At 64.8% G+C, this 12991-nt stretch carries 12 protein-coding genes; 4 read left to right on the top strand and 8 right to left on the bottom strand.

Going from position 1 to position 12991, the window contains the following annotated elements; all coding sequences use genetic code 11:
* Window positions 1–13: 13 nt before the first annotated feature.
* Window positions 14–748, bottom strand: a complete 735-nt coding sequence (gene ccoO / locus ACFFJ7_RS12805) for a cytochrome-c oxidase, cbb3-type subunit II (RefSeq protein WP_166950619.1) — start codon at window positions 746–748, stop codon at window positions 14–16.
* 8 nt (window positions 749–756) lie between these two features.
* The gene (gene ccoN / locus ACFFJ7_RS12800) at window positions 757–2421 is read right to left on the bottom strand and encodes a cytochrome-c oxidase, cbb3-type subunit I (protein ID WP_166950621.1); all 1665 of its coding nucleotides are present in this window, start codon (window positions 2419–2421) and stop codon (window positions 757–759) included.
* A 304-nt stretch (window positions 2422–2725) separates the two neighbouring features.
* On the opposite strand from ccoN, the gene ACFFJ7_RS12795 reads away from it, so the two are divergent.
* The gene (locus ACFFJ7_RS12795) at window positions 2726–3418 is read left to right on the top strand and encodes a CBS domain-containing protein (RefSeq protein ID WP_377592812.1); all 693 of its coding nucleotides are present in this window, start codon (window positions 2726–2728) and stop codon (window positions 3416–3418) included.
* Window positions 3419–3586: 168 nt separating this feature from the next.
* On the opposite strand, the gene ACFFJ7_RS12790 is transcribed toward ACFFJ7_RS12795, so the two are convergent.
* The 3 genes from ACFFJ7_RS12790 to ACFFJ7_RS12780 form a co-directional block, all read right to left on the bottom strand.
* Window positions 3587–4174, bottom strand: coding sequence for a response regulator transcription factor (locus ACFFJ7_RS12790; RefSeq protein WP_166950625.1), 588 nt, complete (start codon window positions 4172–4174; stop codon window positions 3587–3589).
* Window positions 4175–4321: 147 nt separating this feature from the next.
* A complete protein-coding gene (gene fixJ, locus ACFFJ7_RS12785; RefSeq protein WP_377592809.1) occupies window positions 4322–4972 on the bottom strand; it encodes a response regulator FixJ in 651 nt (216 codons plus the stop codon).
* Window positions 4965–6647: a sensor histidine kinase gene (locus tag ACFFJ7_RS12780; RefSeq protein WP_377592806.1), complete on the bottom strand. Its 1683-nt coding sequence runs from the start codon at window positions 6645–6647 to the stop codon at window positions 4965–4967. The genes fixJ and ACFFJ7_RS12780 overlap by 8 nt, the downstream gene beginning before the upstream one ends.
* Before the next feature lie 243 nt (window positions 6648–6890).
* Between ACFFJ7_RS12780 and ACFFJ7_RS12775 the strand changes: the two genes are divergently transcribed.
* A complete protein-coding gene (locus ACFFJ7_RS12775) occupies window positions 6891–7664 on the top strand; it encodes a helix-turn-helix domain-containing protein (RefSeq protein ID WP_246225183.1) in 774 nt (257 codons plus the stop codon).
* Window positions 7665–7693: 29 nt separating this feature from the next.
* Here the strand turns inward: ACFFJ7_RS12775 and ACFFJ7_RS12770 are convergent, their stop codons facing one another.
* The 3 genes from ACFFJ7_RS12770 to ACFFJ7_RS12760 form a co-directional block, all read right to left on the bottom strand.
* The gene (locus ACFFJ7_RS12770; protein ID WP_377592803.1) at window positions 7694–8824 is read right to left on the bottom strand and encodes a M48 family metallopeptidase; all 1131 of its coding nucleotides are present in this window, start codon (window positions 8822–8824) and stop codon (window positions 7694–7696) included.
* A gap of 14 nt (window positions 8825–8838) precedes the next feature.
* Complete coding sequence (locus ACFFJ7_RS12765) at window positions 8839–9393, bottom strand: LemA family protein (protein WP_377592800.1); 555 nt, start codon at window positions 9391–9393, stop codon at window positions 8839–8841.
* Between the two features lie 105 nt (window positions 9394–9498).
* On the bottom strand, window positions 9499–9867 hold the full coding sequence (locus ACFFJ7_RS12760; protein ID WP_166950634.1) for a hypothetical protein: 369 nt from the start codon (window positions 9865–9867) through the stop codon (window positions 9499–9501).
* A 249-nt stretch (window positions 9868–10116) separates the two neighbouring features.
* On the opposite strand from ACFFJ7_RS12760, the gene ilvA reads away from it, so the two are divergent.
* Together ilvA and alr are read left to right on the top strand one after the other, a co-directional pair.
* Window positions 10117–11673 (top strand): threonine ammonia-lyase, biosynthetic, encoded by a 1557-nt coding sequence (gene ilvA, locus ACFFJ7_RS12755; RefSeq protein ID WP_377593031.1) that lies wholly within the window; start codon window positions 10117–10119, stop codon window positions 11671–11673.
* Between the two features lie 135 nt (window positions 11674–11808).
* On the top strand, window positions 11809–12966 hold the full coding sequence (gene alr / locus ACFFJ7_RS12750) for an alanine racemase (RefSeq protein WP_377592797.1): 1158 nt from the start codon (window positions 11809–11811) through the stop codon (window positions 12964–12966).
* The last annotated feature ends 25 nt before the right edge of the window (window positions 12967–12991 follow it).

The raw sequence follows: 12991 nt of genomic DNA, 5'->3' as shown, positions 1-12991 counted from the left end.
GTTCGCCTTCCCGCTACCGGATGTTGGCCTTGTTGTCGTACAGCTTGAAGTCGACCTGGGTGCCCAGGTGCTGCAGGTAGGCGATCAGGGCATCCGCCTCCGTGACGCGGCCCGGGTTGCCGTCGAAGTTGCGCGCGACAGCGTTGGGGTAGCGCGAGCGCAGGCCGTCGACGTCGGGATCGTCGAGCGTCGCCTGGATGGTGACGTCCGCCGTCGCCCGCTCGATCATCTCTTCCGTATAGGGCACGCCCGCAACGCGCAGCACGCGCATGTCGTCGGAAATGCGGCTGAAGTCGAGTTCCCGCTGCTCAAGGAAGCCGTATGGCGGCATCACCGAGCCGGGTACCACTGACTTGGGATCGCGCAGATGGTCGCGGTGCCAGCCGTCCGAATACTTGCCGCCGACGCGCGCCAGATCGGGTCCCGTACGTTTGGAGCCCCACTGGAAGGGGTGATCGTACATGCTCTCCGCAGCCAGCGAGTAGTGGCCGTAGCGCTCCACCTCGTCGCGCAGCACGCGGACCTGCTGGCTGTGGCAGTTGTAGCAGCCCTCGCGGACGTAGATGTTGAAGCCCGCGAGTTCCAGCGGCGACCTCGGACGCATGCCGTCGACCGTCTCGATCGTGCTTTTCAGGTAGAACAGGGGAACCGCCTCGACGAGGCCGCCGATGGCGACCACGATGACGATGCCGAGGAGCAGAATGATCGAGTTTTTCTCGAAGATCGCGTGTTTTTGCCAAAGCGACATGGTCGTCCTCATTCAGCGGGCGTCAGCGCCGGCTTGGCGGCGGTTTCGGGAACGGTATCGGCAGCCTCGCCGTACTTAACGGTCATCCAGAGGTTGTAGGCCATGATCAGCGCGCCGATCAGGAACAGGATGCCGCCCAGTGCCCGGATCAGGTAGAAGGGGTGCATCGCCTCCACGGTCTCGATGAACGAGTATTCAAGGAAGCCGAGGCTGGTGTAGGCACGCCACATCAGGCCCTGCAGGATGCCTGCCACCCACATCGACGTGATGTAGAGCACGATGCCGATGGTGGAGATCCAGAAGTGCAGCGAGACCAGACGCAACGAATACAGCCCCTTGCGATTCCACAGCCACGGGACGAGGCAGTAGAGCGTGCCGAAGGAGATGTAGCCGACCCAGCCGAGCGCACCGGAATGCACGTGGCCCACGGTCCAGTCCGTATAGTGCGACAGGGCGTTCACCTCGCGCACCGACATCAGCGGGCCCTCGAACGTCGCCATGCCGTAGAAGGCGATGGCCACGACCATGAGACGCAGGACCGGGTCTGTGCGCAGCTTGTCCCACGCGCCGGAGAGCGTCATCAGGCCGTTGATCATGCCGCCCCACGAAGGCATCCAGAGGATGATCGAGAACGTCATGCCGAGCGTCTGCGCCCAGTCGGGCAGGGCGGTGTAGTGCAGGTGGTGCGGACCTGCCCAGATGTAGATGAAGATCAGCGCCCAGAAGTGGATGATCGACAGCCGGTAGGAATAGACCGGACGTTCCGCGCGCTTCGGCACGAAGTAATACATGATGGCCAGGAACGGCACCGTCAGGAAGAAGCCCACGGCGTTGTGGCCATACCACCACTGGATCAGCGCGTCCTGCACGCCGCTCCACAGCACGTAGGATTTCGGCGAGAAGATCGACACCGGGATCGCCGCGTTGTTGCCGAGGTGCAGCACCGCGATGGTGATGATGAAGGCGAGATAGAACCAGTTCGCCACGTAGATATGCGGCTCCTTGCGGCGCGACAGCGTGACGAGATACACCAGCAGATATGCAACCCAGACGACGGTGAGCAGCAGGTCGGCGTACCATTCCGGCTCGGCGTATTCCTTCGACTGCGTGATGCCGAGCAGGTAGCCCGTGCCGGCGATGACGATGAACAGGTTATAACCGAGCACGACGAACCACGGCGCGATGTCGCCCGCGAGGCGGGCATGCGACGTGCGCTGCAGGACGTAGAACGACGACCCGATCAGCACGTTGCCGCCGAATGCGAAGATCACCGCGGAGGTGTGCAGCGGGCGCAGGCGGCCGAAGTTGATCCAGTGGAACAGGTTGAGTTCCGGGAACGCAAGCTGCAACGCGATGATCACGCCAACCAGAAAGCCGGCAATGCCCCAGACCACCGCCGCGACGGTGGCGAACTTGACCGGCTCGAAGTTGTAGTTCGGCCGGCCGTCGATCTCTCGCGGCGGCAATTCCGCCGGGCGGGCGTAGAATCGGTCGATGATCTTGAACACGCCCCACGCGCTTGCTGCCGCCAGCAGAAAGGCGTGGAACGAATATTCCGTCGTATGGGCCTTCGCCCCGATCAGGATGAACAGAAACGTGAACGCAGCCAAGGCGGCGGCCGTTCCGGCCTCGCCGAATGTCATACGCTTCTGGGGTGCGATCGCTTGCGCCATGGTGTCTATCCGCCACTTGTGTCGTCGCCGGGGCCTTATGTCCGGACATCAGCCTGCCCAGCTTTACAATCGTTACAGCTTTGGTCTGCGTTGCGTATCGTCTCCTTGATTAGAATCAATTTTTTTTGAAAGAGGACGCTCCGTCGCACCCTTGGTGCACAAGGCATTTCGGACAGCGGCATTTTGGCGCGCACCCGCCTTTCCGGATGTGATATGGCGCAACGCGAAGACTGCGGAATATGCTATCGTCGCGCGACGACAGGCGTTTGTCGCGGCGGGCCCTGACCGGTGAGGAAATGAAGCCATGAAAGCGCGGGATATCCTTACAGCCAATGTCATCACCGTGAGAGTCGATGTGCCGCTGGCGGAGATCGCGGACCTGCTCGTCCGCAATCGCATCGGCAGCCTGCCGGTGCTCGACGCGCACGACCGGGTGGCGGGCGTCGTCTCGGAGGACGATTTCCTGCGCCGTATCGAGACCGGCACCGAGCGGCGGCGCTCGCGGCTGGCGGAGTTCTTCACGAGCGATGCCGTGCTGCAGCAGGATTACGTGCGCTCGCGCGGATTGCGGGCAGGCGACATCATGCGCACCGACCAGCCCCGGATCGGTCCCGATGCCGAACTCGCCGAGATCGCCGACGTTCTCGAACGCCACAACATTCACAGCGTCCTGGTAGTGGAGGGCGACAAGCTCGTCGGCATCGTCAGCCGCAGCGATCTGGTGCGCGCCTACGCTTCCGTGGCCGATACCCGCGCGCAGCCTACAGAGGGCGACCGCGCCATCCGTGAGGCGCTGCTGCTGGAACTCGCCAGCCAGCCGTGGGGCCGGCGGCTCGAAAACACCATCGTCGTCACCGATGGCATTGTTCACCTATGGGGACAGGCGGTCTCGCCCACGGAGCGCGCTGCGCTGCGCGTTGCCGCGGAGCGCATTCCTGGCGTCCGCACGGTGCAGGATCACACCACGCTGACCGGCCCGGCATCGTTTGTGGAATAAGACATCAGGCCGGAAAATGGACGGAGCCGCAGCGCGGCTCCGATTTTCCATGAGCGTTCGATTTTCCATGAGCGAGAGCGTCCCATTTTCCATGAGCGAATGCTTATCGGGCTGACGCTCCCATGTGCTCGGAAAGCGCTCCGGCGATAGGCTGCTTTCCGTGGCGGCTCAGTTCTTCCAGCTCGTCATAACCGCAGTGATGGCGTCGCTCAGGGCATTGTTGAGAAACGGCTTTTCCACAATCGGAATGCCCTGCGCCTGCGCCCGGTCGCGCAGGGTGGTGCTTGGATAGCTGGTAATCAGGATTGCCGGCATGGCGGAGCGGCGTTCGAGCGCCAGCGATGCGAGCATGTCGAGTCCGCTTGCGCCGGGCATCTTTTCGTCGACCACGAGGCAGGCGTTGCTGGGCAGGTCGTGCGCTTCCAGAAACTCCGTCGGGCTGGTGTAGCAACGCACGGCGTATCCCTCGATTTCGAGCGCGAACTTGAGGGCGCCGAGCACAGCTGGATCGTCGTCGATGATGAGCACCATCTTCTTCTCGACGATCAGCCTGCTCTCCGACGGCGCGTATCCCGTGCCGTCATTTCCGGTCCGGTCGCTGTTTCCTCTCGCTCTGCCGGCGGCGCTGATGCCGGACGTCGCGTACCCTAGCCACGTCAGTAGGCCACCCCCCGCATGCGGGCGATATTTCTCCCCACCGGAGCATTTATTGAAGTTGTTCACGGCACGCCACCATGTCCAGACCGCTCCAGACATTGCATCGGTTCCAACCCGCAGCCGCGGTGCCGTCCATTCGCCGGTACCGCGCCGGCATCGATCGGCGCAACAGGAGTCTGCGTCATTTCGCCATAGTCCGCAAACGGATGCCTTGACCTGCATCAACCATCCGGCATCGCTCACAGATCAGGATGCTCCGGTCTCGCCGGCGAGATTCTGCCCGGAATCCAGCGCGTTACTGCTGACGAGCGCCATGCGGACGAGATGCGACAGGCTGGCGGCGTTCATTTTCGTCATCACATGAGCGCGATGGACCTCGACCGTGCGCGGGCTGATTCCAAGCGAGACGGCGATATGCTTGTTGGTGAGACCCTTCACCAGCCCGTCGAGCACCTCACGTTCCCGGCTGGTCAGCGTCTGCAGCCGCTCGTTGATTTCGCAGGCCTCGGCGGTCGCCCGCGGCGAGGCCCTGCTACCGTCGAGCGCGATGCGGATGCCCGCCAGCAGCGTCTCGTCATCGAACGGCTTTTCGAGGAAATCGCTGGCGCCGATCTTCATGGCGTCGACGGCGAGCGGAATATCGGCGTTGCCGGTGATGACGATCACGGGCAGGTCGATGCCCTTTTCCTTCAGGATGCGAAGCAAATCTATGCCGCTGATGCCGGGCATGCGCACGTCCGTAACGATGCAGCCGCCGAGTCCCCAGGGCCGCTGCTCCAGAAATGCCTCGGCGGAAGGATAGGTCAGGACGGTCAGGTTCATGCCTTCCAGCAGGAACGAAAGGGAATCGCGCACTGATTCGTCGTCATCGATCACATGGACGGGGCCACTACGCATGCTCCGGAGACTCCTCTTGGGCCGAGCGAAGGGTGAAGCGAAAGATAGTGCCGCCGCCGGACGTGCCGTCAGCGTTGATCTGGCCGCCGTGGGCCTCCACGATGGTGCGCGAGATCGACAGTCCCACGCCCATGCCGTTCTGTTTCGTCGTCACGAAGGGCTGGAACAGGCGCCTCGCGACATCGGGCGCAAGGCCGGGTCCCGTATCTTCGACGCTCACTTCCACCATGCCGTCTTCAATCGGCTTCGTCACGACGCGGATTTCCCGCACATCGGAATCCTGCACCGCCTCCAGCGCGTTGCGCAACAGATTCACGAGCACCTGCTGTATCTGCACCTTGTCCGCCAGCACCCACATGGCGCGGGGATCGAGGTCGTAGGTGACGCGCGTTCCGTATTCGCGGGCGCCGACAAGCGCCAGCGCGCTTGCCTCCTCGATCACCTTGGTGAGGTTTTCCACACGCCGCTCGCTTTCGCCGCGCGCCACGAACTCCCGCAGGCGGCGGATGATCTGGCCGGCGCGCAGGGCCTGGTCGGACGCCTTCTCCAGCGCGTCGCGGATGCGCGTGGCGCGCGGCTCGTCGTCGTTCTCCAGCAGGCGGCGCAGGCCGCGCAGATAGTTGGCGATGGCGGTCAGCGGCTGGTTCAGTTCGTGCGCCAGCGTGGAAGCCATTTCGCCCATCGCCGTCAGACGCGAGATGTGGACGAGTTCGGCCTGCAGATCCTGCAGCCGCGTCTCGGTCTTCTGCCGCTCGGTCAGGTCGCGGACGAAACCGGTGAAGAAGACATCGCCGGGTGCGGTTGTTTCGCCGACAGAAAGTTGCATCGGGAAGGTGGAGCCGTCCTTGCGCTGTCCCATGACGACGCGGCCGATGCCGATGATGCGTTTCTCGCCGGTCCGCAGGTAGCGTTCCATGTAGCGATCGTGGTCCTCCCGGTAGGGAGAGGGCATCAGGATCGAGACGTTCCGGCCCATCACCTCCTCGGCGGTAAAGCCGAACAGGCGCTCCGCCGCGCGGGAGAAGGAGTGGATGCGCCCGAAACGATCGATCACGACCATGGCATCCGGCACCGTATCCAGAATCGAGCGCAGATGCGCCTCCCGGGCGAGCAGGTCCCGCGCCGCCGTGTCGGATTCGGGCGCCTCCTGGTGTTCGTTCCGGGTGCGCAGGCGCTCGCCGTAGTACGCCATGCCGAGGCCAACCAGCGCGAAGGCGGCGGCGGCGGCGATATCGGCCTGCGCCTCGCCTGGCGCATGATCAGTGAGCGCGCCGGCGACTGCCAGCGCTACGGCGGTCGCGACCACGCCGGGACGGAAACCGCGCTCGCATGCGAACAGAACGGCGAGGAGCAGCATCGGCTGTAGCAGCAACGGTTCGTCGCCAAGCTGAAAGACGAAGCCCAGCATGCCAACGAAGGCGACCGCGAGAAGCCCTCGTCCGTAATAAAGATAAGGCACGCGCCTGCCGACGCGGGCGGGTGCCAGCGCTTGCGCCGCTCCGGAACGGATACGGAAAAGCGGGCAGGCGGAAACCCCGTCCTCCGGCGAGTTGGCAGCTTTCGCAGAAACATTGCGCTGCCGCAAGGCATCCGGGACCTGCGGCGGGTAATAATCTTTCCCGGCGCCTTGTTTCTGGGCGCCCCCGGGCTCGTTTCGGGACAGACGGTCGATCATCGTTGGTCTCTGTTTCGCTCAGGTCCGGTGATCCCGGTCGGGCGTCGTTCCGGTACGTCTCTCCGGCGGCCGCGAACCGCCGCGCAGGCTGGCATGATTTTGCCGCAGGTCGTTCCGCGCTACCTTGCGCCGACCGCATAAAGGGTTCAACATCCGGTACTACGGGATTTCCCTTACGCAGTCGACCGGATTCCGCGTCACGCGGGACGGCGATACACAAAGGACATGACGAAGGGAGACGACATGTCCAGCATCCTGCAAACGCCCCAGACTGTCACCACCGCCGCTATCCCTCTTCCTGCCTCTCCGGTGAACCTCGCCGACGCGAGAATACGCGGGCAGTGGCGGCCTTCCGCCGAGCAGATCGCCGACTGGTCGCTCGACGCGCGGATCGTCCATATGTTCGCCGAGATCGGGACGCCGGGCACGGTCGCCCGCAATGGCGAATTGTACGCGGAAGACGACGCAGTCGACAATCTTTACAGGATCGAAAGCGGCGTCATCCGTACCTGCAAGATCCTGAACGACGGACGTCGGCAGATCGACGGCTTCTACATGGCCGGCGACATCGTCGGGCTGGAATTCGGCCGCCGGCACCTGTATTGCGCGGAAGCCGTGTCGCGCGCCACCTTTCGCGTCGTGCGGATGCGCACGGTGCACGCGCAGATCGAGACCGGCGGCGACATGTCCTGCGCATTGTGGGAGATGACGGCACGTGAGCTGTACCGCTCGCAGCAGCACATCCTGCTGCTTGGCCGCCGCAGCGCGCAGGAGCGGGTGGGCTGCTTCCTGCTGGCGATGGCGAACCGGATCGTCGGCAAGGATGTGCTCGATACTGCCGGCGCGGCGTTCGATCTGCCGATGTCGCGTCAGGACATGGCCGATTATCTCGGCCTGACGATCGAGACGGTTTCACGCACGTTCACGCAACTGGAGGCCACGGGCGTGATTGCTCTCGAGTCGGCCCGGACGTTGCGCCTCTGCAACCGTTCGGTGCTCCGCGAGATGAACGGTTGAGAGCAGATCCGATCCCTTTCGGGACCGGGTCATCCCCACGGCCCCCTTTTCCGGGGAGGGGGCTGGTTGTCTGTTGGGCGGCGGGCGTTCCATCTGTCGCGCCACCGGCGGCTCCAGGGGCCGCCGGCGTCGGTGCCGGGCTCCGGAGCGGCGTCGGTCGTTGCCGGTTCTGTGCCGGGAACGGGCAAGGGCTCGCTCGGCAAGTGGCCGCCGGCATAACGCACCAGCGCATCGATCCTGTCCCCGATGGGCGGGTGTGTCGCGAAAAGGCTGCTGAAGCCGGTGCGCGGGTTATCGATGCACATTTCCATGACGGCAGATGGCGCGGCGGGAACGTCGCTATGGCCGGATATCTTCAGCAGCGCCGAGATCATCGCGTCCGGGTTTTTCGTCAGTTCCACCGCTCCGGCATCCGCGAGATACTCGCGCGAACGCGATAGCGAGAAGCGGATGGCGATGGATAGCACCCACGCCAGAACCGCCAGCACCAGCGCGACAACGATGGCTAGCGCCGCGCCGCCGCCCTTCCGGTCGTTGTCGCGGGAGGACGAGCGCATGGGTGCGAACCGCAGCCAGCGGAAGAGCATCTCGCCGAAAAACGAGACCACGCCGGCGATGATCATCGCCGTCACCATCAACTGCACATCCCTGTTGCGGATGTGGGTCAACTCGTGGGCGAGCACTGCCTCGATCTCGGCGCGGTTCAGCGTCGCCAGCAGGCCGCGCGTGACGGTGACCGCATACTGGTCTTCGTTGAGGCCGGAGGCATAGGCGTTCAGCGCATCCGTTTCCATGACGGCGAGGCGAGGCGTGCGCAGGCCGCGCGAGATGCACAGGTTTTCGAGCAGCGCATAAAGCTCGGGCGCGTCGGCGCGCGTGATGTCGTGCGAGCCGGTGATCGCGCCGAGGATTTTCTGGTGAAAGAAGTAGGCGATTCCGATCCACGCGAGCGCCGCCAGCGTGGCGACGGGAATCGTCGTGACGAAGCCGTCCAGCGCACGACGGACGAGCACATCGAAAGGCGCGTTCGCCGCCAGCGCCTCGCCGGCCAGCGCGCCCGCGAACACGAGCACATACACCAGCAGGAATAGCCCCGCTATCAGCAGCGCGGAACGGACACGGTTAGCCCGGATATGCGTATAGAGCCCGAACGCGGCCATTCAGCAACCGTTTATCAGAATTTCACCGTCGGCGGCGCGTCGAGCTGCTGGCGCGCCGTCTCGCCCACATCGAAGAACTCCCGGTGCGTGAAGCCGAAGTTCCGGGCGAACAGGGTGGCGGGAAACGATTCGATGGCGGCGTTGTATTCGCTCACCGCGTTGTTGAAGAAGCGCCGCGCGGCCGCGAGCTTGTTCTCGATATCGGAAAGATCGAGCTGCAATTGTTGGAAATTGCCGTTCGCCTTGAGGTCCGGATAGGCTTCGGCCACGGCGAGGAGCCGGCCCAGTGCCCCCGTCAGCGCCTGCTCGGCACTGGCCTGTCCGGCGGAACCCTGCGCCTCAAGGGCAAGCTGGCGCGCCCGCGTGACGGAATCGAGCGTCTCGCGCTCATGCACGGCATAGCCCTTCACCGTCTCGACGAGGTTGGGAACAAGGTCGCGGCGCTGCTTGAGCTGCACGTCGATATCGCCGAATGCCTGATTGACCCGCTGCCGCAGGGACACCAGCCCGTTGTAGACGAAGACGGTGTAAAGCAGGAGTGCGACGATGACGCCGAGGATGATCCACATGACGGCCCCCTTGGAGCGTTGCAATGATGGCAACTTATGGCGAACGGCGCCGAGGCCAGTGTGACACAGGCCGCCCGCGCGTAGAAGGGCCGTGCGGTTTTTTCGTCAGCCGTCCTCGCCCGGCTCGCTGCCGGGCGGCGCTCCGCCGGATGTCGCCGGAACATGGGCCTCCACATGGGCCGTTGCCGCGGCGTCCGGGTGGCGCCCGCGGGTTCCCGACGCCCGCAGCGCCATGCCGCCTACCTCAAGCCCCACTTTGCCGCTATCCTGATTATCGAAGCGGAAGATGATGCCGAACGAATGCCAGTTGTCAGGCGGGACGCCATAGTAACGGACGATGTCTCGCAGGATCGGTTCCAGCCTCCGGGCGATATCCAGGCGGCGCTCCAGATCGCGATCGAGTGCCTGCAGCACCTCATTGATGTCGATCATTTCATCGAACGCCATGACTTGCGGCGTGTCGTCGTCGGACATGCGTTCTCCTCAACCTGCGGGGGCGCGCCCCCGTCACTCCGCCGCCAGATCGGAAACTGTCGTTCGGCAATTTTCCGCCCGCATATCCGGCATCGCGGATAATAACAGGCGATCGCGGCCGGTGTATATGTTCGCAACGCGACTCTGATCCGGCAAAGCGGTGGTTCCGCCGGGCGCGAAGGTGCGCTATTGCTCTGTCATCGCCGCCGGCAGGGCCGGCGAAGGATCGCGAACGCGCACCATATAAATATATCACAGCATGACAGGCAAAGGCGAGCGATGCCAGACACGCAAAACTATATCCGCCGGATATTGACGTCATCGGTCTATGACGTTGCCATCGAATCGCCGCTCGATCCGATGCGGCGTCTGTCGCAGCGCATCGGCACGCCGGTCTTCCTGAAGCGTGAGGACCTGCAGCCGGTCTATTCCTTCAAGCTGCGCGGCGCCTATAACAAGGTGGCGCAACTTTCGGCGGAGGAACGCGCGCGCGGCGTCATCTGCGCCTCGGCCGGCAATCACGCCCAGGGCGTGGCTCTCGCCACCCAGAAGCTCGGCATCCGTTCCGTCATCGTCATGCCGCGCACCACGCCCGGCATCAAGGTCGCGGCTGTGCGCAATCTCGGCGGCGAGGTGGTGCTGTTCGGCGACGCCTTCGACGACGCGCGCCGCCACGCGATGGAACTGGAACGCGAGCAAGGCCTCGTCTTCGTCCACCCCTACGACGATCCGGATGTGATCGCCGGGCAGGGTACGGTCGCGGTCGAGCTGCTGCGCCAGCATCCGGGGCCGCTGGAAGCCGTTTTCGTGCCCATCGGCGGCGGCGGGCTGGCGTCGGGCATCGCGCTCTACATCAAGTTCCTGCGCCCCAATGTGAAGGTGATCGGCGTCGAGCCCGACGACGCCGCCAGCATGAAGGCCGCCATCGCCGCGGGCGAGCGCGTGGTGCTGCCGCATGTCGGCCTGTTCGCGGACGGCGTCGCCGTAGCGCAGGCGGGCGTGGAGACGTTCCGCATCTGCCGTGAACGGCTCGACGGCATCATCACCGTTTCAGGCGACGAAATCTGCGCGGCGATCAAGGACATCTTCGACGACACCCGCGCCATCGCCGAACCGGCCGGCGCGCTGGCGCTCGCGGGACTCAAGCGCTACCGCACGCTGCCGGAGGCCGGCAACGGCCCGCTGATCGCCATCAACTCCGGCGCCAACCTCAACTTCGATCGCCTGCAGCACGTGGCCGAACGGGCGCAGGTCGGCGAGCGGTCCGAGGCGCTGATCGCCGTTACCATTCCCGAGCGGCCGGGCAGCTACCGCCAGTTCATCCGCCTGCTGGGCGACCGCCAGATCACGGAGTTCAACTACCGTTACGCAGCCGGCGCCGATGCCCATATCTTCGTCGGCGTGCAGTTGCGCGACGGCGAGCGGGAGCGGGAACAGATCCTCGCCCTGCTGAAGGAGCGTGACTACCCGGCGATCGACCTCTCCGACAACGAGCTTGCGAAGCTGCACGTCCGCCATATGGTCGGTGGACGGGCGGCCTCGGTGGGCAACGAACTCGTCTACCGGTTCGAATTTCCGGAACGCCCGGGCGCGCTGTTGCGCTTTCTGGAGGTGCTGCGCTCGGACTGGAACATCTCGATGTTCCACTATCGCAACCACGGCACGGATTTCGGCCGGGTGCTCGCCGGCATCCAGGTGGAGGAGGCCGACCGGCCAGCATTCGCCGGTTTTCTGGAGGAACTTGGCTATCCCTGGTGGGAGGAGACGAACAATCCCGCCTACCGGCTTTTCCTGGACGGAAGCTGAAGCTAAAGTTTCATATCCGTCCGGATATTCGCCACATTGCACGCGCCTTTTTGGATGGTCGAGTTACCACACCGGCGGGCGTTCTATCGGGCGGCCGCCGGGAGATGTCAGGCGCTTCTACCGGCGGCATATGCGATGGCTTTCCCTCTCCACCCGAATGAAGAATCGTCGCCGACACCCTCGGCCGGTTTGCTGGAAATCGACCTCGCGGCCATCCGCTCCAATTACCGCCTGTTGCAGGCGCGGCTGGGGCAGACCCAGTGCGCCGGCGTGGTGAAGGCGGATGCCTACGGCCTCGGCGCGTCGCGCGTCGCGCCGGAACTGCACGCTGAAGGCTGCCGCCACTTCTTCGTCGCGCATTTCGACGAAGCGCTGGCGCTGCGGCCTGTGCTGCCGGACGACAGCACTCTTTATGTATTGAATGGCCTCACGCGCGACGCCGTCGGCGCGTGCGCGCAAGCGGCGGTCGTGCCGGTGCTCAATTCAGCCGATCATCTCGCCGCGTGGCGCGCGGAGGCAGCGCGGCTCGGCCGCATCTTGCCCGCCGTCGTACAGATCGATACCGGCATGTCGCGCCTTGGCCTCGCGCCGGCGGAGGTGCGGACGCTCGCGCAGAACGCGCGGTCTTTCGAGGGGCTCGACATCCTTTTCGTCATGAGCCATCTCGCCTGCGCCGACGAACCGGCACGTGCCGCCAATGCCGAGCAACTCGCCAACTTCCGCGCCGGCCACGATGTCCTCGCCTCCCATTCCGCCTTTGCTCGCGCACGCCGCTGTCTCGCCAACTCCTCCGGCATCTTCCTGGGGCGGGACTATCATTTCGACATGGCACGTCCCGGCGCGGCGCTCTACGGCATCAATCCCCTGCCGGGGAGGCCCAATCCGATGCGCCCGGTCGTGCGCCTCCACGCACGTGTCATCCAGACGCGGGCGATCCCGCGCGGCGTCCATGTCGGCTACGGTTACACCTTCGAAGCGCCTGCGCCCGTGCGCGTTGCCACGCTGTCCGTGGGCTACGCGGACGGTTGGCTGCGCAGTCTGGGCGGGCGCGGCACGGTCTACCTCGACGGTCACCGTCTGCCCATACTGGGCCGCGTGTCGATGGACAGCATCTCGGTAGACATCTCCTCGCTGCCGGAAGGCGCGGTCGGCACGGATGCACGGGTCGAACTGATCGGCGGCCACCAGAGCGTCGATCAGGTGGCGGACGCGGCCGGCACCATTGGATACGAGATCCTGACATCGCTCGGTCATCGCTACAGGCGCATCTATAGCGGTGAGGCGCGGGCCTGACTTCCGGCCGGATTTCTTAACATCG

The organism is Pseudochelatococcus lubricantis (assembly GCF_042432495.1).
Taxonomy (GTDB): Bacteria; Pseudomonadota; Alphaproteobacteria; order Rhizobiales; family Beijerinckiaceae; genus Pseudochelatococcus; species Pseudochelatococcus lubricantis.
Note: the sequence above shows the minus strand (reverse complement) of the source record. Positions and strands in the feature narration are given on the sequence as shown.